Genomic DNA, 22,250 nt, shown 5'->3' on the forward strand with positions numbered 1-22,250 from the left:
CCGCATGACGTCGATGTGACAGCCGCTCACGCCAATTCCAGCCAGATCGGCGCATGGTCGGAGGGTTTCTCCATGCCGCGGATCTCGTAGTCCACCCCGGCGGACACGATGCGCTCGCGCAAGGCCCGCGAAGCGAGGATGGTGTCGATGCGCAGGCCGCGCTTGGGTTCGTCCTCGAAACCGCGGCTGCGATAGGGGAACCAGCTGAAGCGATCGTCGACTTCGGGATGCAGCTGGCGATAGCTGTCGAGCAGGCCCCAGCCCAGCAGCCGCTGCATCCATTCGCGTTCTTCCGGTTGAAAGCTGCAGGCACCGGTACGCAGCCAGCGCTTGGCATTGGCGGCGCCGATGCCGATATCACGATCCTGGGACGAGATATTGAAGTCGCCCATCAGCAGCAAGGGCGTGTCCGGCGAAAAACGTTCTTCAAGTAGATTCTGAAGATCCGCGTAGAACTTCCTCTTGCCAGGGAATTTTGTCGGATGGGCGATGTTCTCGCCTTGAGGAAAATAGCCGTTCATGACCACCAGCGGCTGACCCTGGCGGTCGGCGAAGACGCCATAAATGAATCTCTTCTGGGACTCCTCGCCATCGCCGGGAAAGCCCTTGTGCAACTCCAGGGGCGCCAGGCGCGACAGCAGGGCCACGCCGTAATGACCCTTCTGGCCATGGTAGTGCACGTGATAACCCAGGGCCTCGACCTCGGCCCGGGGAAACTGGTCATCCGAGACCTTGGTTTCCTGCAGTCCGATCACATCCGGCTCATAGCGTTCGATGATGGCAGAAAGTTGATGAGGTCTTGCGCGCAAGCCATTGATATTGAAGCAAACTACCTTCATGACGCCCTCTCTAAAGGTGGATGGCCCTAGCCTAGCAGAAAGCCTGTCGCCGAAGCGGCAGGCGGGCGAACCCTGGCCACTCCCGTTTGTCTCACAGCGCAACGCCCGTTAGCATCCCTGTATGAATAAGCCGAACGCTCTACGCCGCGCCCTGATTGGAATTTGTTGTCTGCACGGCGTGGCCTGGGCGGCACCCGCCGAAGTCAGCGTTCGCGTCCAGCCTGCCAATAACGCCTTGCGAGACAACATCCAGGCCTATATCGGCTCCGTCGAAGGGCGCGATGTCGCCGGGTTGCAACGCCTACGCCCGGCGACGGAGCGGCAGGCCGAGCAGGCAGCCCAGGCACTCGGCTACTACCATGCGCAGATCGAGACCCGCGTCGAGCCGGGGGAGACGCCACGGCTGGTGGTCGAGGTACGCCCCGGCGAGCCGGTCAGGCTGCGCAACGTGGATATCCGTATCGAAGGGCCGGCGCGCGAGTTGCGCGCCTTTCGCCAGCCGATACCGGCCGGACTCAAGGCGGGCCAGCCGCTGAACCAGGGCCTCTACGAAGACGCCAAGAGCCTGATCCAGAATCAGGCGCAACGGTATGGTTTCTTTCGCGGCACCTTTACCCAGCACCAGCTCCGGATCGACCCTGCCACCGGATTTGCCGACATCGCCCTGGTGTTCGACAGCGGGCCGCGTTTCGTCCTCGGCAAGGTGTCCTTCGAAGGGGATGCGCCCTTCGATCCCGATCTGCTTCAGCGCATGGTGCCCTTCGCCCAGGGGACGCCCTACGATTCCGAGCTGATCGCCGATTTCCAGAGCAATCTGTTGGCCAGCGGCTTCTTCGATGGGGCGCGGCTCGATACCTATCCCAAGCAGGATGGCGCCGCCGAGGTGCCGGTGACGGTTACTCTGCGCACGCGCAAGCCGCTCACCTTCGGTTTCGGCCCCGGCTACTCCACCGATGTCGGTCCGCGGCTGAGATTCACCTGGGAAAATCACTGGCTCAATCCCCAGGGCCACAGCCTGGGCGCCGAGGCCGAGTTGTCGGCGCCACGCCAGAGCATCGCCACCTGGTACGACATTCCCGGGCAGGACCCGATCAACGACAAGTTCCGCTTCGCCGGCGGCTACCAGTACGAGCAGATCGCCAACGACGACTCCCTCAGCCAGTTGCTGACCGTGGGGCCCGAGTGGCATCGCAAGTTTCCCAACGGCTGGGAGCGGGTGCTCTCGCTCAAGTGGCGCAACGAAAGCTATCGGCTGGGCGACGATGAGGGCACCTCCAACCTGGTGATGCCTGGGGTGGATTTCTCCCTGCTGCGCAGCGACAACCGCATCGACCCCAATCGCGGCTATCGCCTGCAATTTGGCGTCTCGGCGGCGAAGGAGGGGTTGCTCTCGGATGCCAACATGATCCACACCACGGCGCTGGCCCGTGGCCTGATCACGGTGGGCGACGGGCACCGCTTTCTCGGACGCCTGCAACTGGGCGGCAACTTCACCAATGGCTACAACAAGGTCCCGCCATCGCTGCGCTTCTTCGCCGGCGGTGACCAGAGCGTTCGCGGCTACGACTACCAGACCCTGTCGCCGGAAAACGACGAAGGCGACTACGTGGGCGGTCGCTACCTGGTCGCCGGTGGGGTCGAATACCAGTATCCCCTGCGCGACAAGTGGCGGCTGGCCACCTTCATCGACCAGGGCAGCGCCTTCAACGACCTCAACAACTACGAACTCAAGACCAGCGTCGGCGTGGGCGTGCGCTGGGTCTCGCCGGTCGGCCCGATCCGCGTCGACCTGGCGCACGGTCTCGACGAACCCGGCGGTATCCGCCTGCACTTTTCCATAGGACCTGAGCTGTGAAGTCGGTAGGCGGTGTCATCCTCGGCGTACTGGCGGCCCTGCTGGGCGCTCTGATCCTCCTTCTCGCCCTGGTGCTGGGCAACGCCGGCGTCAGCCGGCTGGTGCTGGAACGGGTGCCGGGTCTGACCCTGACCGACTTCCAGGGGCGCCTGGGTGGCCATTGGCAGGCCCGGCAGCTGGTCTGGGAGGGGGGCGCCACTCGGGTAACGGTCGAGGCACCCAAATTCGCCTGGCGACCCGCCTGCCTGCTCAGGCTGCAGCTGTGCATCGATACCTTGGTCGCCTCGCGCGTCGCCATCGAGCAGGCGCCCAGTCCCGAGCCGGCGCCGGAGAAGAGCGGGCCCATCCAGTTGCCCAGCCTCGGCTTGCCGCTGGGGGTGCAGCTGGGTGAGGTACGGATCGGCGAGATCCGCTACAACGACGCCGAACAGGCCCGCGACCTGGAGCTCCAGGCCCGCTGGCAGGCTGATGGGATAGCCATCGAGCGCCTGGCCGGCATGGCGCACGGCATAACCCTGGATACCCACGGCCGGTTGCAGCCCAGCGGCGCCTGGCCGCTGCAGTTGCAGGGCACCCTCGGCCTGCCTGCGCCGGAGGCCGCGCCCTGGTCGCTGGCGCTCAAGCTGAACGGCGACTTGCAGAAGACCTTGCAGCTGGAGGCCGACAGCAGCGGCTATCTGCCCGGCCGCCTGACCGGCACGGTGCAGCCGCTGGTGGACAACGTCCCGGCCGATCTGCAACTGGTGGCCGATGGCTTCAAGGCGGCCGCCAGCCTGCCCGATACCCTGCGGCTGAACGACCTCAAGCTGACCGCGCGAGGCGATCTGGCTGCGGGCTACGCCCTGGTCGGCCAGGCGAAACTGCCGGGCGAGGGCGGTCCGGTGGACCTGAATCTGGAGGGTCGCGTCGATGCCAAGGGCGCGCGGATCTCGGCCTTGCGCCTCCAGGCCGCGCCCGAGCAGCGTGTGGCGCTGGCCGGCCAGATCGACTGGCAGCAGGGGCTCGCCGCCGACGCCACACTGGATTGGCGCGACTTTCCCTGGCGCCGGCTGTATCCCATGGCGGAGCCCCCGGTAAGTCTGCAGCGTCTGCAGGGCGAGGTGGCCTATAGGGATGGTGCCTACCTGGGCAATCTCAAGGCTGCGGCGACCGGACCGGCCGGCGCCTTCACCCTGGCCACCCCCTTCAGCGGCGATACCACCCAGCTCAATCTGCCCTCACTGGATCTCCAGGCCGGCCAGGGGCGGGCGCAGGGCAAGGTCAACCTGGGCTTCGCCGAGGGCGTGAGCTGGCAGGTGGCCCTGGATCTGAGCCGCCTTGATCCGGCCTTCTGGGTCGCCCAGCTGCCCGGCAGCCTGGCCGGTCCGCTGCGCAGTTCCGGTGCCTTCAAGGATGGCCGCCTGCAGCTGGACGCCGATCTGGATCTCAAGGGTCGGCTGCGCAACCAGCCGGCCGTGCTGGCAGCCAAGGCCAAGGGCGCCGGCGAGCAGTGGCAGGTTTCGCAGCTGGACATCCGCCTGGGTGACAATCGCATGCAGGGGCAGGGCGCCCTCGATCAACGGCTGCAGGGCCAGCTGCAACTGGATCTGCGACGCCTCGGCCAGCTCTGGCCCGATCTGTCCGGCAGCGCCCAGGGCCGCCTGGATCTGGCCGGCACCCTCAAGGCGCCGGCTGGCCAGCTGCGCCTCGACGGGCGCCAGCTCGCCTATGCCGACAACCGCATGAGCAGCCTGGCGCTGGCGGCGACCCTAGATGATCGCCAGCGCGGCAACCTGGAGCTGACCGCCCAGGGTCTGCAGGCGGCCGGGCGCGATTTCGGCGTCCTGCGCCTGCAGGGGCAGGGCGATCGCCGCCAGCAGCAGGCCGAGCTGTCGCTCAAGGGGCCACAGCTCAACCTGGCGCTCACGGCCGGCGGTACCCTGGCCGACAACGGTGACTGGAAAGGCCAACTGGCCCGCGGCTCGGTTGCCGCCAGTGGCCAGAACTGGACCCTGCAAAGCCCCGCGCGCATCGAGCGCCTGGCCAACGGGCGTCTGGAACTGGGCCGGCACTGCTGGCGGTCCGGCGCGGCCAGCCTCTGTGGCGACGATCAGCAACTGCTGCCCGACACCCGTCTCGCCTGGCACCTGCGCGCCTTCCCGCTCGCCAGTCTGCAACCGCTGCTGCCCCCGGAACTGGCCTGGCAGGGCACCCTCGATGGGGACGTCGACCTGCGCCTGCCCAAGGCCGGACCCGATGGCGAGATCCGTCTCCAGGCCGGTCGTGGCAGCCTCAAGCTGCGCGACGCCGCTGGCCAGTGGCAGACCTTCAGCTACGACAGCTTGGACGTCACCAGCGCCCTGAAGCCGCAGCAGGTGGACACCCAGGTGCGCCTGACCAGTGCCGATCTTGGCCGACTCGACATCCAGGCGAGGCTGGATCCCCGCGATCCGAACCAGGCGCTGGCCGGTCGCTTCCAGTTGCAGGGCCTGAATCTGGCCCTCGGCAAGGCCTTCGTCGAAGGCATCGAACACCTCGAAGGCAAGATCAACGGTGCCGGCGAGCTGGGTGGCACCCTGCTGCAACCGAGGGTCAACGGCCAGATCCAGCTCAGCGGGGGCGACATCGGCGGCGGCAGCGTGCCGACGCGCCTGCAGGACCTCGGCCTGACCGCCCGCATCCAGGGCGACACCGCGCTGCTCGACGGCGGCTGGCGCAGCGGCACCCAGGGGCGCGGCCAGATCCGGGGCAGCGTAGGCTGGGCCAACGGCCTGGACGTCAATGTGGCGGTCACCGGCGACAAGCTGCCGGTCAATGTCGAGCCCTATGCGCAGCTGGAAGTGGTGCCCGATCTCAAGATCCTGATGAAGGACGGCCGCCTGGCCCTGGCCGGCGAGGTGCGGGTGCCGCGCGGGCGCATCCAGGTGCAGCAGCTGCCGCCATCCACGGTCAAGGTGTCGGACGATGCCGTCATCGTCGGCCAGGAGGCTCCGGCCAAGCAGCCGGCGATGCAGATCGCCATGGACGTCGATGTGCTGGTCGGATCCGACAAGCTCACCTTCGATGCCTTCGGCCTGTCCGCCGAAATCGTCGGCAAGGTGCACATCGGCGACAACCTCGACACCCGCGGCGAGTTGAACCTGCGCAACGGTCGCTACAACGCCTATGGTCAGCGCCTCACCATGAGACGCGCACGGCTGTTCTTCCAGGGGCCCATCGCCCAGCCCTATATCGATGTGGAAGCCGTGCGGGTGGTGCAGGAGCAGAACGTCACCGCCGGCCTGCGGCTTTCGGGTTTCGCCCAGCAGCCGCGCATCGAGGTGTTCTCCGAACCGAGCATGAGCCAGGAGCAGGCGCTGGCCTACCTGGTGCTGGGACGCCCGCTTTCCAGCGGCAGCGAAGGGGACAACAACGTGCTCGGTCAGGCGGCACTGGCCCTCGGCCTGGCCGGCAGCTCCGGTACTGCCGGCGCCCTGGCGCAACGGTTGGGTATCCAGAACTTCCAGCTGGATACCGCCGGTTCGGGGGACAAGACCAGCGTGGTGGCCTCGGGCAATCTCACCGACAGACTGTCGGTGCGCTATGGGGTAGGGGTGTTCGATTCCGCCAACACCGTCGCCCTGCGTTACCAGCTCACCCGCCGGCTCTATCTGGAGATCGCCAGCGGTCTGGCCAACTCCCTGGATTTCTTCTATCGCCGCGATTTTTGACGCAAGGACGCGTAACGCTTTGATCGGGTGCGGAAAACGTGTTTACTCCCTGTCCCGTCTCATGAGAAAGGAGCAGTTCATGGCAACCGTCAATTTGCGTGGCAACCCGGTCGAGGTGCAGGGCAACCTGCCGCAGGTCGGCCAGCAGGCCCCGGCGTTCAGCCTGGTCAACGGCGATCTGCAGGACATTACCCTGGCCAGCCTCGCCGGCAAGCGCAAGGTGCTCAACATCTTCCCCAGCGTCGATACCCCGACCTGCGCCACCTCGGTGCGCAAGTTCAACAGCGAAGTCGACAAGCTGGATAACACCGTGGTGCTGTGCATTTCCGCCGACCTGCCGTTCGCCCAGAAGCGCTTCTGCGGCGCCGAAGGCCTGGAAAAGGTGGTGAACCTCTCCACCCTGCGCGGTGCCGAATTCCTGCAGAACTACGGCGTCGCCCTGGCCAGCGGTCCGCTGCAAGGCCTGGCCGCCCGCGCCGTGGTGGTGCTGGACGAGCAGGACAAGGTGCTGCACAGCGAGCTGGTCCCCGAGATCGGTCAGGAGCCGGACTACGCGGCCGCACTCGCCGTTCTCGGCTGATCGCCGCCAACCCACCGCTCTGCGCGGTGGGCGCTTCGAAACGGGCAGGCGCCTTTTGTGTCTGCCCGTTTTGCTTTAGGTAAAATCGCGGTAAAGGGGCTGGTTAGCCGTCTCGCTACTGCTTATCTTCCGCCTTTCCCAGCGTGTACGTATCTTCCGATGTCCGACTCTTCGCCTCGCTCTTCCTCCCGTCGCCGACTGGTGTGGCTGCTCGTCCTCGTGGTGCTGGTGGCTGCGGGCGGCTGGTATTGGTATCACCAGCATGGCCAGAAGAACGAGGCCGCTGGCGGCAAGGGCGCGCGTTCGCCTTTCGGCATGACCGGCCCCACGCCGGTACGGGTGGTGGCGGTTGAGCAGCGCAGCTTTCCCATCGTGCGCAAGTCCATCGGCACCGTGACAGCGCTCAATACCGTCAATGTGCGCACCCGGGTCGCTGGCGAACTGGTGCGGGTGGCCTTCGAGGAGGGCCAGAAGGTCAAGGCCGGCGAGTTGCTGGCCAGCATAGATCCGCGTCCCTATGAAGTGGCCCTGCAGCAGGCCGAGGGCACCCTGCAGCAGAACCAGGCGCAGCTGCGCAACGCCGAGCTGGACCTCAAGCGCTACCAGGGGCTGTTCCGCGAGGACAGCATCGCCAGGCAGACCTTGGATACCCAGGAAGCCCTGGTCAACCAGTACCGCGGCACCCTCAAGAACAGCCAGGCGGCGGTGGCCGATGCCAAGCTGAATCTGGCCTTCACCCAGATCAAGGCGCCCATCGCCGGGCGCGTCGGCCTGCGCCAGCTGGACGGCGGCAACCTGCTGTCCGCCAACGACAGCACCGTGGTGGCCGTGATCACCCAGACCCAGCCGATCTCGGTGGTCTTCACCCTGCCGGAAAGCCAGCTGGGCGAATTGCTCAGGCGTGCCCGCGCCGGCCAGACCCTGCCGGTCGAAGCCTGGGATCGCGGCGGTTCCCACAAGGTCGCCGACGGCACCCTGCAGAGCTTCGACAACCAGATCGACACCGCCACCGGCACCCTCAAGTTCCGCGCCCGTTTCGCCAACGGCGACGAGGCGCTGTTCCCCAACCAGTTCGTGACCGTGCGCGTGCGCGAGCAGGTGCTGGAACAGGCCCTTGTGGTGCCTTCGGCCTCCATCCAGTTCGGCTCCAATGGCACCTTCGCCTACGTGGTCGGGGCCGACAACAAGATCCAGGTGCGCAGCCTCAAGCTGGGGCCGGATGACGGCAGCCTGACCGTGGTCACCGAGGGCCTGGCCGCCGGTGACCGGGTGGTGACCGAAGGCACCGATCGCCTGCGCGAGGGCAACGAGGTGGAAGTGGTCACCGGGGCCTCGGCGGCGCCCAGCGAACCAGCCAAGCCGGCGGTACGCAAGCCCGGCAAGACGCAGGGCTGACCGGCCGCGATGGATATCTCGCGCCCCTTCATCCTGCGCCCGGTCGCCACCACCCTGCTGATGGTGGCGCTGCTCATCGCCGGTCTGCTGGCCTATCGCCTGCTGCCGGTCGCGGCCCTGCCGCAGGTGGACTATCCCACTATCCGCGTGCTCACCCTCTATCCGGGCGCCAGTCCCGACGTCATGACCAGCGCCGTGACCGCGCCGCTGGAGCGCCAGTTCGGGCAGATGCCCGGCCTGTCGCAGATGGCCTCCACCAGCTCCGGTGGGGCCTCGGTCATTACCCTTAGATTCAATCTCGAGTTGGACCTGTCGGTCGCCGAGCAGGAGGTCCAGGCGGCGATCAACGCGGCCAACAACCTGCTGCCCAACGACCTGCCGGCGCCGCCGGTGTACAACAAGGTCAATCCAGCGGATACGCCCATCGTCACCCTGGCGATCAGCTCCAGGACCTTGCCGCTGCCCACGCTCTACGACCTGGTCGATACCCGCATGGCGCAGAAGCTCGCCCAGGTGACCGGGGTGGGGATGGTCAGCCTGGCCGGTGGCCAGCGCCCGGCCGTGCGCATCCAGGTCGATCCGGACAAGCTCGCCGCCCACAACCTGACCCTGGCCGACGTGCGCAGCCTGGTCACTAGCGAAAACACCAACCAGCCCAAGGGCAGCTTCGACGGTCCCACCCGGGTCGCCACCCTGGACGCCAACGACCAGTTGCGCGACCCCAAGGCCTACGGCGACCTGATCCTCAACTACGCCGACAACGGCGCCCTGCGCCTGGGTGACGTCGCCACCATCGCCCAGGGTGCGGAGAACGACCGCCTGGCCGCCTGGGCCAATCGCAGTGGCGCCATCCTGGTCAATGTCCAGCGCCAGCCCGGCGCCAACGTCATCCAGACCGTCGACCGCATCCAGGCGCTCTTGCCCAGCCTCAGGGAAAGCCTGCCGGCCGGTCTCGACATCGCCGTGCTCAGCGACCGTACCGAGACCATCCGCGCGGCGGTCACCGACGTCCAGCACGAGATGCTGCTGGCGGTGGGGCTGGTGGTCATGGTCACCTTCGTCTTCCTGCGCCGCTTCAGCGCCACCCTGATCCCCTCGGTCACGGTGCCGCTGTCGCTGATCGGCACCTTTGGCGCCATGTACCTGGCCGGCTTCTCGCTGAACAACCTGTCGCTGATGGCCCTGACCATCGCCACCGGGTTCGTCGTCGACGACGCCATCGTCATGCTGGAAAACATCTCCCGGCATCTGGAAGAGGGCGCCACGCCCCTGGAAGCGGCGCTCAAGGGTGCCCGCCAGATCGGCTTCACCCTGGTGTCCCTGACCGTCTCGCTGATCGCGGTGCTCATCCCGCTGCTGTTCATGCAGGACGTGGTCGGCCGGCTGTTCCGCGAATTCGCCATCACCCTGGCGGTGGCCATCCTCATCTCCCTGGTGATCTCCCTGACGCTCACGCCGATGATGTGCGCCCGGCTGCTCAAGCGCGAGGAGGCCGCGGAACATCGACTGGTCTGGCTGGAGCGGCTGATCGCCGGCTACGGTCGCGCGCTGCGCTGGTCGCTGGCCAACCGGGCGCTGATGCTGCTGCTGGCGGTCGCGACCTTCGTGCTCACCGCGGTGCTCTACCTGCTGGTGCCCAAGGGCTTCTTTCCGGCCCAGGACACCGGCTCCATCCAGGGCATCACCGAGGCGCCCCAGTCCATCTCCTTCCGCGGCATGAGCGAGCGCCAGCAGGCGCTGGCCGAGGTGGTGCTGCAGGACCCGGCGGTGGCGAGCCTGTCCTCCTACATTGGCGTCGACGGCGACAACGTCACCCTCAACAGCGGCCGCATGCAGATCAACCTCAAGCCGCAGAGCGAGCGCGACGTGACGGCGCAGGAGGTGATCGACCGCCTGCGTCCCGAGGTCGCCAAGGTGGTGGGCATCACCCTCTACATGCAGCCGGTGCAGGACCTCAGCGTCGAGGACCGGGTCAGCCGGACCCAGTACCAGCTCAGCCTGGACTCGCCCGATGCCAGTCTGCTCGACACCTGGGTGCCGCGCCTGACCCAGGCCCTGCAGCAACGCCCGGAAGTCACGGATGTCACCAGCGACCTGCAGAACAAGGGCCTGCAGCTGTACCTGACCATCGACCGAGACGCCGCGGCGCGCCTCGGTGTCCAGGTCTCGGCCATCACCGACGCCCTCTACGACGCCCTCGGTCAGCGGCAGATCTCGACCATCTACACCCAGGCCAACCAGTATCGGGTGGTGCTGGCCAGCGCCGCCGCTGACAGCCTGGGTCCGGACGCCCTCAGCCAGGTCTGGGTGAAGGCGGGCAGTGGTACCTCGTCCAGCGGCAGCAGCGGCACCGGAACGGCCACCACCAGCGAAACCACCACGGACACCGGTCGCGCGCCGGTGCGGCTGTCCAGCCTGGTGAAGATGGAACAGCGGCCGACCCGGCTGGTGATCAACCACCTGAGCCAGTTCCCGGCGGTGACCCTGTCGTTCAACCTGGCCAACGGCGTTTCCCTCGGCGCCGCCGTGGCGGCCATTGATGCGGCCAAGCAGGAGATCGGCCTGCCGGTGGGCATCAACACCCACTACCAGGGCGCGGCGGCAGCCTTCCAGGCCTCGCTGTCCAGTACCCTGCTGCTGATCCTGGCGGCGGTGGTGGTGATGTACATCGTCCTGGGAGTGCTCTACGAGAGCTTCATCCATCCCCTGACCATCCTCTCGACGCTGCCCTCGGCGGCCATCGGCGCGCTGCTGGCCTTGCTGCTCACCGGCAACGACCTCGGCCTGATCGCGGTGATCGGCATCATCCTGCTGATCGGCATCGTCAAGAAGAACGCCATCATGATGATCGACTTCGCCCTCGACGCCGAACGGCACCAGGGGCTGAAGCCGGAAGAGGCCATCTACCAGGCCGCCTTGCTGAGATTCCGGCCGATCCTCATGACCACCCTGGCCGCGCTGTTCGGCGCGGTGCCGCTGATGCTGGCCACCGGCGCCGGCGCCGAGTTGCGCCAGCCGCTGGGCCTGGTGATGGTCGGCGGCCTGCTGGTCAGCCAGGTGCTGACGTTGTTCACCACCCCGGTGATCTACCTGGCCTTCGACAGCCTGGGCGAGCGCCTGGGTCGGCGCAGGACGGCCTGAGGTGAATCTCTCGGCGCCCTTTATCGCCCGGCCGGTCGCGACCCTGCTGCTGAGCCTGGCGCTGCTGCTGCTCGGCGCCATCGCCTTCCGGCTGTTGCCGGTGGCGCCCCTGCCGCAGATGGACTTTCCCACCATCACGGTCTCGGCGACCCTGTCCGGCGCCAGTCCCCAGGTGATGGCCTCCAGCGTCGCCACGCCGCTGGAGCGTTCCCTGGGCACCATCGCCGGCATCAGCTCCATGACCAGCCGCAGCAGCCAGGGCTCGACCCAGATCATCATCCAGTTCGACCTGGACAAGGACGTCAACACTGCCGCCCGCGAGGTGCAGGCGGCCATCAACGCCTCGCGCAACCTCTTGCCCAGCGGCATGCGCCAGATGCCGCGCTATCGCAAGGTCAATCCGTCCCAGGCACCCATCATGGTGTTCTCCCTGACTTCCAAGACGCTGAGCAAGGGCGAGCTGTACGACCTGGCGTCCACGGTGCTGGCGCAGAGCCTGTCCCAGGTCAACGGCGTGGGCGAGGTGCAGATCGGCGGCAGCTCCCTGCCAGCGGTGCGCGTCGAGTTGGAGCCGCGGCAGCTGGAGCACTATGGCCTGGCGCTGGATGACGTCCGCACCGCCATCAACAGCGCCAACCAGCGCCGGCCCAAGGGCGCGGTGGCCAATGACGAGCACAACTGGCAGATCCAGGCCAACGACCAGCTGTTCAAGGCGGCCGACTACGCGCCCCTGATCATCCGCTACCAGGATGGCGCGGCCTTGCGCCTGCGCGATGTCGCCAAGGTCAGCGACGCCGTGGAAGACCGCTACAACGCCGGCTTCTACAACGACCAGAGCGCCGTGCTGCTGGTGGTCAATCGCCAGGCCAACGCCAACATCATCGAGACCATCGCCGCGCTCAAGGCGCGCCTGCCGGCGCTGGAAGCCATCGTCCCGGCCAGCGCCCGCCTGGAAGTGGCCATGGACAGATCCGGGGTGATCAAGGCGACCCTGCATGAAGCCGAGCTGACCCTGATCATCGCCGTCTTCCTGGTGATCGGCGTGGTCTGGCTGTTCCTCGGTCGGCTGCGCAGCGCGGTGATCCCGGCCCTGGCGGTACCCATCTCGCTGGTGGGTACATTCGCCGTCATGTACATCCTGGGCTTTTCGCTCAACACCCTGTCGCTGATGGCCTTGATCCTGGCGGCAGGGCTGGTAGTGGACGATGCCATCGTGGTGCTGGAGAACATCGCCCGCCACATCGACAACGGCATGGCGCCGCTCAAGGCGGCCTACCAGGGTACCCGCGAGGTCGGCTTCACCCTGCTGTCGATGAACGTCTCCCTGGTGGCGGTCTTCGTCGCCATCCTCTTCATCGGCGGTATCGTCGAGAAGCTGTTCCGCGAATTCTCCCTGACCCTGGCGGCGGCCATCCTGGTGTCGCTGGTGGTGTCCCTGACGCTGACGCCCATGCTCTGCGCACGCTGGCTCAGGCCTCATGACCCGGCCACCGAAAGCCGCCTGCAGCGCTTCAGCGAGCGCGCCCATCGTCGCCTGGTGGCGGGTTACGACCGCAGCCTCGGCTGGGCGCTGCGCCATCGGCGCCTGACCCTGCTCAGTCTGTTCGCCACCATAGCGCTCAACGTGGCGCTCTATGTGGTGGTGCCCAAGACCTTCATGCCGCAGCAGGACACCGGCCAGCTGATCGGCTTCATCCGCGGCGACAACGCCCTGTCGTTCCAGGTGATGCAGCCGAAGATCGAGATCCTGCGCAAGTCGCTGCTGGCCGATCCGGCGGTGGCCAGTGCCTCCGGCTTCGTCGGCAGCTCCGGCTCCGGCAGCGGGGTGAACAACGCGGTGATGCTGATTCGCCTCAAGCCCATCGCCGAGCGCCAGCTGGATGCCCAGAAGGTCATCGAGCGTATCCGCGCCAATGCGCCCAAGGTGCCGGGCGCCCAGCTGTTCCTCATGGCCGATCAGGACCTGAGATTCGGCGGGCGCCAGCAGAGCACCTCGTCCTATGAGTACAACCTGCTCTCCGGCGACGTCGGGCTGCTGGAAACCTGGCAGCCCAAGGTGCTGGCCGCGCTCAAGGCGCTGCCGGAGCTGACCGCGGTGGACGGTCGCGAAGGCAGCACCCAGCAGATCACCCTGCAGATCGACCGCGAGAAGGCCAAGCGCCTCGGCGTGGACATGGAGACCGTGGCCGCGGTACTCAACAACTCCTTCGCCCAGCGGCAGATCTCGACCATCTATGAGCCGCTCAACCAGTACAAGGTGGTGATGGAGATCAATCCGCGCTATGCCCAGGACCCGACCGTCCTCGAGCAGGTGCGGGTCATCACCGCCAGCGGCGCCCAGGTGCCGCTGTCGGCCTTCGCCTACTACACCAACAGCCTCGCCGAGGACCGCGTCACCCACGACGGCCAGTTCGCCTCGGAAAGCATCAACTTCGACCTGGCGCCGGATGTCAGCCTGGAACAGGCGACCCGGGCGGTGCAGCGCGCCGTGGCCGCCATCGGTCTGCCCAGCGATGTGCAGGGGCGCCTGGGCGGCTCCGCCAACATCTTCGCCAGCACCGTGTCCGGGCAGCCGCTGATGATCCTCGGCGCCCTGGTGCTGGTCTACATCGTGCTCGGCGTGCTCTACGAAAGCTATGTCCACCCCCTGACCATCCTCTCGACGCTGCCGTCGGCCGGGGTAGGGGCCTTGCTGGCCATCCAGCTCACCGGTGGCCAGTTCAGCCTGATCTCCATGCTAGGGCTGTTCCTGCTGATCGGGGTGGTGAAAAAGAACGCCATCATGATGGTGGACCTGGCGCTGCAGCTGGAACGCCAGCAGGGCCTGACGCCCGAGGAAGGCATCCGCCAGGCCTGCCTGCTGCGCCTGAGGCCCATCCTCATGACCACCATGGCCGCCATTCTCGGCGCCGTGCCGCTGCTGATCGGCGATACCGAAGGCGCCGAAATGCGCCAGCCGCTGGGCCTGGTGATCGTCGGCGGACTGGTGCTGAGCCAGATCCTCACGCTCTACACCACCCCGGTGGTCTATCTCTATTTCGAACGCCTGCGCCGCCGCGTCAATCGCTGGCGCGGCATCCGTACCGACGCTGCCCTGGATACGCCGCTATGACCCCAACCCTGCGCCTGCCGACGCTGACCCTGGCTCTGCTGCTGGCCGGCTGTACCCTGGGCCCGGACTACCAGCGGCCGACCACCACGGTGCCGGTCGCCTATCGCCACGCCGAAGGCTGGCAGGCGGCGGCGCCCAAGGACCTGGAGATCCGTGGCGACTGGTGGCGGCGCTATGACGATCCGACCCTCGACCGTCTGATGGTCCAGCTCAACCAGCGCAACCAGAGCCTGGCCCAGGCCGAGGCGACCTATCGGCAATCCCTGGCGCTGGTCAGCCAGGCGCGGGCGTCGCTGTTCCTGACCCTCTCCAGCAGCCTGGGCGCCACCCGCTCCGGGCGCGGGGGTGGTTCGGGCAGCAACACCGTCATCCGCAACTCCAATGGCACCAGCAGCACCGTCAGCAGCGGTGGCTCCAGCACCATCAGCAACGCCTACGACGCCAGTCTGGGGGTGAGTTGGGAGCTGGATCTCTGGGGCCGCGTCCGGCGCCAGGTGGAGGCGGATCGGGCCTCTGCCCAGGCCAGCGCCGCGGAGCTCGCGGCCACCCGCCTGAGCCTGCAGACGCAACTGGCGACCAATTACCTGCAACTGCGCGTACTGGACGCCCAGCAGCGACTGCTCGACGCCACCGTGGCCGCCTACGAGCGATCGCTGCGCCTGACCCAGAATCAGTACCGCGCCGGCATCGTCACCCCGGCGGATGTGGCCCAGGCCACCACCCAGCTGAAGAGCACCCAGGCCGACGCCATCGACCTCAGGTATCAGCGTGCCCAGCTGGAAAACGCTATCGCGGTGCTGGTCGGCGAGGTCCCGGCCAATTTCCAGCTGGCCGCGGTCAAAACGATTCCCGAGTTGCCGCCGCTACCGAGCGCCGTGCCCTCGACGCTGCTCGAACGTCGTCCGGACATCGCCCAGGCCGAGCGCCAGGTCATGGCCGCCAATGCCGCCATCGGCGTCGCCGAAGCCGCCTATTATCCCGACCTGACCCTGAGTGCCAGCGGCGGCTACAGCGCCAGCCAGTGGGGCAACCTGATCAGCACGCCGAATCGCTTCTGGTCGATCGGGCCGTCCTTTGCCCTGTCGCTGTTCGATGGCGGCCTGAGACGCGCCCAGGTGGAGTCCGCCGAGGCCAGCTACGACGCCAGCGTCGCCGGTTATCGCCAGACCGTGCTCGCGGGCTTCCGCGAGGTGGAAGACTATCTGGTGCAGTTGAGTACCTACAGCGACGAAGCCGGCGTGCGCCAGGAGGCCCTGGATGCCGCGCGCCGCGCCCTGCAACTGGCCGAGAACCAGTACCAGGCCGGCCTGATCGGCTATCTCGACGTGGTCACCCTGCAGACCACCGCCCTGAGCAACGAGCGCACGAACCTGACCCTGCTCGGCAGTCGCCTCAGCACCAGCGTCCAGCTGATCGCCGCGCTTGGCGGTGGCTGGGATGGCAATCTCACGCCGCCCGCACCGCCACGGCGGCCCTGATCCTGAGCAGGAAAAAGCCGCGCAGATTCGGGATTGTCGAGGCTGCGGGCGCGCCAGCGGTCGAGGCACGACGGCCGATCACCGGCGTGCCGGAGTGGATGGAGCTGAACGCTTGCGTGGATAGCCCCCTCTCCCTGCGGGAGAGGGCTGGGGTCAGGGGGCCCTTTGCCGCGAAGTCCCCAGTGGAACAGGCTGCGCTGTTTTCCACGCTACTGCACGGGAGGGCAACGTCACGCCCCAGCGGCCCTGACGGCGGGCACAAAAAAGCCGGGCGATGGCCCGGCTTTTTCACGACTGGCTCTTAGTTGGGGAAGAGTTCGCCCAGCTTCATGCTCAGCATCATGTTGCCTTCGACGCGCAGCTTGCCGGACATGAAGGCCTGCATGCCGTCGGTCTCGCCGCTGACGATGCCGGCCAGGGTGGCCTGGTCCATGATCAGGGTGCAATCCGGGTCGGCGGCGTCGCCCTGCTGGACGTCGCAGGTGCCGTCCTTGACGACCACGTAGTAGTTGTCACCACCCTCGACGTCGAATTGATAGGTGAGGTCCAGGCCGGCCGCGGCGGAGGGGTCGAACTTGCTCTTCAGGGTGGCGATGGCTTCGGCTGCGCTCATGGCGAGGGTCCTTGTGGTCTTTTTCGATGAGGCCCACTCCAGGCGGAGGGGCAGGGCACTCGACCGAGGGTAGGGGGCGACAGGAGGCCTGTCAACGGATATTCATACGCTTGTTTGAAAGGCGCGGGCGCATGCCCGGCCGGATCACGGCCCACGGCGGCCTGTGCAGAAAGACCGCCCGGGAGTCGCCGAGTTTCTATCGGTCGGGCGACTCGGTATGCTGGGCAGGGCACTGCTGCCGCCATCCTAGGAGAGTCCGTGGAGTTTCTTGCCGACTATGCCAGTTTCCTGGCCAAAACCGTCACCGTGGTGGTCGCCATCATCGCCGTGCTGCTGTTCACCGCCGCCGTTCGCGGCCGCAACCGGCGCAGCTCGGCCGGCCAGCTGCAGGTACAGAAGCTCAACGACTTCTATCGCGATCTGCGGCTGAGGTTGCAGCAGAGCGTGCTGGGCAAGGAGGCCTTCAAGGCCCTGCGCAAACGCGAGACCAAGGCCGAGAAGACCAAGCGCAAGAGCGAGACCGGCAAATCGCGGGTCTATGTGCTCGACTTCCATGGCGACATCAAGGCCACGGCCAACGAACACCTGCGCAACGAGATCACCGCGGTCCTGACCCTGGCGACGCCCAAGGACGAGGTGGTGGTACGGCTGGAAAGCGGCGGTGGCCTGGTGCACAGCTATGGCCTGGCCGCCTCCCAGCTGGCGCGCATCCGCCAGGCCGGGATCCCCCTGACCATCTGTGTCGACAAGGTGGCCGCCAGCGGCGGCTACATGATGGCCTGCATCGGCGATCGCATCCTCTGCGCGCCCTTCGCCATCCTCGGGTCCATCGGCGTGGTCGCCCAGTTGCCCAATGTCCATCGCCTGCTGAAGAAGCACGACGTGGACTTCGAGGTCTTCACCGCCGGTGAGTACAAGCGCACCGTCACCGTATTTGGCGAGAACGACGAGAAGGGCAAGGAGAAATTCCAGCACGACCTAGACACTACCCACGTCCTGTTCAAGAACTTCGTCGCCCACTACCGGCCGCAGCTCAACATCGACGAGGTCGCCACCGGTGAGGTCTGGCTGGGCCAGGCCGCGCTGGGCAAGCAACTGGTGGACGAACTGCGTACCAGTGACGAATACCTGGCCGAACGGGCCCAGGTGGTCGAGGTCTTTTCGCTGCGTTTCGTCGAGAAGAAATCCCTGCCCGAACGCCTGGGCATGGCGGCGAGTCTCGGTGTCGATCGTCTGGTGACCACCTGGTGGGAGCGTCTGGGCGAGTCGACCCGCTGGCGCTGAGGTCCATAGGACGGGCGGCCCCATAACAAGACTCCAACGGAGGTTCTGCGATGAGCAATTTTCAGGCGCTCTGGGTAACCGAAGGGGCACATGGTGCTTTTCGGCAAGAAGTGGTGACACGCACCCTGGACGACCTGCCCGCGGGCGAGGTGCTGATCCGGGTGCGCTACTCCTCGCTCAACTACAAGGACGCGCTCTCGGCCATCGGCAACCGCGGCGTGACCCGGCGCTATCCCCATACCCCGGGGATCGATGCGGCGGGCGTGGTGGAGCAGTCCAGCGCGGGCGAATTCGCCGTGGGCGACGAAGTCCTCGTCACCGGCTATGACCTCGGCATGAACACCCCCGGCGGCTTCGGCCAGTACATCCGGGTGCCGGCCGCCTGGGTGATCCGGCGCCCGGACAATCTCGGCCTGCGCGAGGCCATGGTGCTGGGTACCGCGGGTCTCACCGCGGCGCTGTGCGTCGAGAAACTGGAACAGATGGGCCTGACCCCGGAGGCTGGCACCGTGCTGGTCACCGGCGCCAGTGGCGGCGTGGGCAGTCTGGCGGTCAAGCTGCTGGCGCGGCTCGGCTATCACGTGGCGGCGTCCACCGCCAAGCTGGAGCGCGCGGAGTGGCTGCATCGCCTGGGCGCCCGGCAGATCCTCGACCGTGCGACCCTGGCCGATGGCGTCGGCAAGCCGCTCCTGGATCAGCAGTGGGCCGGAGCGGTGGATACCGTCGGCGGCGACATCCTCTTCAACGTCATCAAGTCGCTGGAATACGGCGGCAGCGTGGCCTGCTGCGGCATGACGGCGGGCACCAAGTTCGAAGCCGGGGTCTTTCCCTTCATCCTGCGCGGGGTGAATCTGCTAGGCGTGGATTCCGTCGAATTGCCGCTGATGGCCAAGGCCGCGCTCTGGGACAAACTCTCGGTGCAGTGGAAGCTCGACGACCTGGACAGCCTGACCCGCGAGGTCGGCCTGGAGGAACTGCCCGATACCATCAGCCAGATCCTCGCCGGCAAGATGGTGGGCCGGGTGGTGGTCGATCTCGGTTGAGCGAAGGCCAGGTAAAAAGAAACCCGCCATGGCGGGTTTCTTTTTGCGTCCAAGCCAGCGATCAGGCCTGGCGACGGCGGAATAGCGGCTCCGGTTGGTCGACCGCGCTCTGGTAGGTCACGCTGAAGTCGCGCAGACCGGCCAGGGCCGCTTCTGGATCGCGGTCGGCGCGGACCACATAGGCGTCGAAGCCGCAGCGCTTGAGAAAGAACAGCTGGTCCTGCAGCACATCGCCGATGGCGCGCAACTCGCCAGTCCAGCCGAAGCGCTCGCGCAGCAGCCGGGCGTAGGAGTAGCCGCGACCGTCGACGAAGGCCGGGAAGTTGATGGCGATCAGCGCAAAGTGCTTAAGGTCGCCGGCGATGCTTTCCGGCTCTTCGTCGCTGTCCAGCCAGATGCCCAGTTTGCCGTCGCGGCAGGTGAGGGCATGGCCGTGCTCCAGCCACAGGGCGGCCGGGATGATCACGTCGTCGCTGTTGGGAACGTCTGCGAAGGCGACGTCCTTGGGCAGCAGGTGCCAGTTGTCGGTGACCAGCTGGTCGCCCTTAATGATTCTTTGCATAGACGCGCTCCTTGAAGGGGTCGATACCGATACGGCGGTAGGTGTCGATGAAGCGCTCGTCTTCGGTGCGTTGCTCGACGTAGACGTTGATCAGCTTGCCGATCACCTCGGGCATCTGGTCCTGGGCGAAGGAGGGGCCGAGGATCTTGGCCAGGGTGGCGTCGCGGCCGGCGTCGCCGCCCAGGGACACCTGGTAGAACTCCTCGCCCTTCTTGTCCACGCCGAGGATGCCGATGTGGCCGACGTGGTGGTGGCCGCAGGCGTTCATGCAGCCGGAGATGTTGAGGTCCAGCTCGCCAATGTCGAACAGATAGTCCAGGTCGTCGAAGCGGCGCTGGATGGCTTCGGCGATGGGGATCGACTTGGCGTTGGCCAGGGAGCAGAAATCACCGCCCGGGCAGCAGATCATGTCGGTCAGCAGGCCGATGTTGGGGGTGGCGAAGCCATGCTCGCGCAGCGCGTGCCAGAGCTCCAGCAACTGGTCCTGGCGCACGTCGGCGAAGATGACGTTCTGCTGGTGGGAGGTGCGCAGCTCGCCGAAGCTGTAGCGATCGGCCAGGTCGGCCATGGCGTCCAGCTGGCGATCGGTGACGTCGCCGGGGGCCACGCCGGTGGGCTTGAGCGACAGGGTCACGGCGACATAGCCCGGACGCTTGTGGCGGAAGGTGTTGCGCTGGCGCCAGCGGGCGAAGCCGGGGTGCTCGGCGTCCAGGCGGGCGAGGGCCTCATCCTGGTCCTGCAGCTCGGCATAGGCCGGATCGACGAAGAAGGCGGAGACCCGCGCGACCTCGGCGTCGGTCAGGGTGATGGGACCGTCCTTGAGGTGGGCCCATTCGGCCTCGACCTTTTCGGCGAAGGCCTCGGCGCCCAGGGCCTTGACCAGGATCTTGATGCGCGCCTTGAACTTGTTGTCGCGGCGACCGTAGCGGTTGTAGACCCGCAGGGTGGCTTCCAGGTAGCTGAGCAGGTGCTGCCAGGGCAGGAATTCGCGGATGAATTCGCCGGTGTGGGGGGTACGGCCCTGGCCGCCGCCGACCAGCACGCGGAAGCCCAGTTCGCCGGCCTCGTTGCGCACCGCTTCCAGGCCGATGTCGTGCACCTCGATGGCGGCACGATCCAGAGCGGCGCCGTTGACGGCGATCTTGAACTTGCGCGGCAGGAAGGCGAATTCGGGGTGGAAGGTCGACCACTGGCGGATGATCTCGCACCAGGGGCGCGGATCGATCAGCTCGTCGTGGGCGACGCCGGCGAACTGGTCGGTGGTGGTGTTGCGGATGCAGTTGCCGCTGGTCTGGATGGCGTGCATCTGCACGGTGGCCAGCTCGGCGAGGATCTCGGGGACGTCTTCCAGCTCCGGCCAGTTGAACTGGAAGTTCTGCCGGGTGCTGATGTGGGCGTAGCCCTTGTCGTAGTCACGGGCGATCTGCGCCAGCTTGCGCACCTGGGTGGTGTTCAGCAGGCCATAGGGCACGGCGACCCGCAGCATGGGCGCATAGCGCTGGATGTAGAGGCCGTTCTGCAGGCGCAGCGGGCGGTATTCTTCGCCACCCAGCTCTCCGGCCAGGAAGCGGCGGGTCTGGTCGCGAAACTGGGCGACACGTTCTTCGACGATCCGTTGATCGTACTGATCGTAAACGTACATGGTCATCCTGCTGTCAGGCGGCGCGCACGGCTGCGCGTGATCGAAGTCTTGGGCACCCGGGGGCGCTCTGGCGACTTTTCTAGGCCGTGCACGATAGCAGCAGGTCTATATGCTTAAAAGCGATGTTTCTTTATATATAAATCTATTCCGGCGATAAGCGGAGAGTGGATGGGCGGCGCCGGACACCGCCCACCGCGGGCCTCAGTTGAGGCCCAGCTTGCCGCGCAGGGTGGAGAGGTCTTCGGCCAGGGTGTTGACCGGACCGACCAGGGCCTTGCGGTCACGCTCGCTGACCTTGTCGTAGGTCTCGAAGCCGCCGTCCTTGGTCTTGTACTTGGCCAGGATCTTGTCGACCGTGGCGAAGTTCTTGTCGACCTTGGCGACGAAGGCCTGGTCCTGCTTCTCGATCTGCGGGCGGAACAGGTCGACGATCTTCTTGGCGCCATCGACGTTGGCCTGGAAGTCGTAGAGATCGGTGTGGCTGTAGCGCTCTTCCTCGCCCGACACCTTGGTCGCTGCCACTTCCTCCATCAGCGCCGCAGCGCCACCCACCACCTTTTCCGGCGGGAAGGTCAGGCCGTCGACGCGGGCCTGCAGGTCCTTGACGTCGGCCAGCAGCTTGTCGGCGACGGGACCCTGGCCCTCGGTGGTGTTCTGGGTGAAGAGTGCGTATTCCAGGCGGTGGAAGCCGGTAAAGTCCTCGGATTTCACGCCCTGCTCATGGTCGTCTTCGCGGGAGTCGATGGCGGCGTCCAGGTCGCTGAACAGCTCGGCGATGGGCTCCACCTGCTCGTAGGAGACCCGCGTCGGCGCATAGAGCTTGCGCGCGGTGGCCAGGTCGCCGCGCTTGACCGCCGCGGTGAAGGCCTGGGTCTGCTCGGTGAGCTTGGCCAGGTTGTCGGTGACATAGATCTTGTAGTCGGAGATGGGGCCGACCAGATCCAGCGGCGAGTTGGCCGCGAAGGCCGGCGTGGCGAGGGCCAGACCGAGGGCAATGGCGAGGAACGAGCGTTTCAT

At 66.8% G+C, this 22,250-nt stretch carries 14 protein-coding genes; 9 read left to right on the forward strand and 5 right to left on the reverse strand.

The window, feature by feature from the left end:
• Positions 1-26 precede the first annotated feature (26 nt).
• Positions 27-839, reverse strand: a complete 813-nt coding sequence (gene xthA, locus ACZ5R1_RS11455) for an exodeoxyribonuclease III (protein WP_284670625.1) — start codon at positions 837-839, stop codon at positions 27-29.
• 121 nt (positions 840-960) lie between these two features.
• Here xthA and ACZ5R1_RS11460 point away from each other — a divergent pair, with 121 nt between their 5' ends.
• From ACZ5R1_RS11460 to ACZ5R1_RS11490, 7 genes are all read left to right on the forward strand, one after another.
• Positions 961-2,694 carry an autotransporter assembly complex protein TamA gene (locus tag ACZ5R1_RS11460; RefSeq protein WP_464713254.1) on the forward strand — a complete coding sequence of 578 codons (1,734 nt, stop codon included), beginning with the start codon at positions 961-963 and terminating at the stop codon, positions 2,692-2,694.
• Positions 2,691-6,383, forward strand: coding sequence for a translocation/assembly module TamB domain-containing protein (locus ACZ5R1_RS11465; protein WP_464713255.1), 3,693 nt, complete (start codon positions 2,691-2,693; stop codon positions 6,381-6,383). The genes ACZ5R1_RS11460 and ACZ5R1_RS11465 overlap by 4 nt, the downstream gene beginning before the upstream one ends.
• Positions 6,384-6,462: 79 nt before the next feature.
• Positions 6,463-6,963 (forward strand): thiol peroxidase, encoded by a 501-nt coding sequence (gene tpx / locus ACZ5R1_RS11470; protein ID WP_027599454.1) that lies wholly within the window; start codon positions 6,463-6,465, stop codon positions 6,961-6,963.
• Positions 6,964-7,122: 159 nt separating this feature from the next.
• Positions 7,123-8,358 (forward strand): MdtA/MuxA family multidrug efflux RND transporter periplasmic adaptor subunit, encoded by a 1,236-nt coding sequence (locus tag ACZ5R1_RS11475; protein WP_464713256.1) that lies wholly within the window; start codon positions 7,123-7,125, stop codon positions 8,356-8,358.
• A gap of 9 nt (positions 8,359-8,367) precedes the next feature.
• Entirely contained in the window at positions 8,368-11,499 is a 3,132-nt protein-coding gene (locus tag ACZ5R1_RS11480) for a multidrug efflux RND transporter permease subunit (RefSeq protein WP_464713257.1), read from the forward strand.
• A gap of 1 nt (position 11,500) precedes the next feature.
• A complete protein-coding gene (locus ACZ5R1_RS11485) occupies positions 11,501-14,611 on the forward strand; it encodes an efflux RND transporter permease subunit (RefSeq protein WP_074582444.1) in 3,111 nt (1,036 codons plus the stop codon).
• Positions 14,608-16,089, forward strand: coding sequence for an efflux transporter outer membrane subunit (locus ACZ5R1_RS11490; RefSeq protein ID WP_464713258.1), 1,482 nt, complete (start codon positions 14,608-14,610; stop codon positions 16,087-16,089). Before ACZ5R1_RS11485 ends, ACZ5R1_RS11490 begins: the two co-directional genes overlap by 4 nt.
• 301 nt (positions 16,090-16,390) lie before the next feature.
• Here ACZ5R1_RS11490 and ACZ5R1_RS11495 read toward each other — a convergent pair whose 3' ends face one another.
• The gene (locus ACZ5R1_RS11495) at positions 16,391-16,702 is read right to left on the reverse strand and encodes an SCP2 sterol-binding domain-containing protein (protein ID WP_007158414.1); all 312 of its coding nucleotides are present in this window, start codon (positions 16,700-16,702) and stop codon (positions 16,391-16,393) included.
• A 258-nt stretch (positions 16,703-16,960) separates the two neighbouring features.
• Between ACZ5R1_RS11495 and sohB the strand changes: the two genes are divergently transcribed.
• A complete protein-coding gene (sohB, locus tag ACZ5R1_RS11500) occupies positions 16,961-17,986 on the forward strand; it encodes a protease SohB (protein WP_007158413.1) in 1,026 nt (341 codons plus the stop codon).
• A 50-nt stretch (positions 17,987-18,036) separates the two neighbouring features.
• On the forward strand, positions 18,037-19,029 hold the full coding sequence (locus ACZ5R1_RS11505; RefSeq protein ID WP_007158412.1) for a YhdH/YhfP family quinone oxidoreductase: 993 nt from the start codon (positions 18,037-18,039) through the stop codon (positions 19,027-19,029).
• A 61-nt stretch (positions 19,030-19,090) separates the two neighbouring features.
• On the opposite strand, the gene ACZ5R1_RS11510 is transcribed toward ACZ5R1_RS11505, so the two are convergent.
• The 3 genes from ACZ5R1_RS11510 to efeO form a co-directional block, all read right to left on the reverse strand.
• On the reverse strand, positions 19,091-19,591 hold the full coding sequence (locus tag ACZ5R1_RS11510) for a DUF934 domain-containing protein (protein ID WP_197851644.1): 501 nt from the start codon (positions 19,589-19,591) through the stop codon (positions 19,091-19,093).
• Positions 19,575-21,233, reverse strand: coding sequence for a nitrite/sulfite reductase (locus tag ACZ5R1_RS11515; RefSeq protein WP_027602240.1), 1,659 nt, complete (start codon positions 21,231-21,233; stop codon positions 19,575-19,577). Before ACZ5R1_RS11515 ends, ACZ5R1_RS11510 begins: the two co-directional genes overlap by 17 nt.
• Before the next feature lie 201 nt (positions 21,234-21,434).
• Positions 21,435-22,250, reverse strand: coding sequence for an iron uptake system protein EfeO (efeO, locus tag ACZ5R1_RS11520; protein ID WP_027599445.1), 816 nt, complete (start codon positions 22,248-22,250; stop codon positions 21,435-21,437).

The organism is Pseudomonas sp. Pso3 (assembly GCF_055393275.1).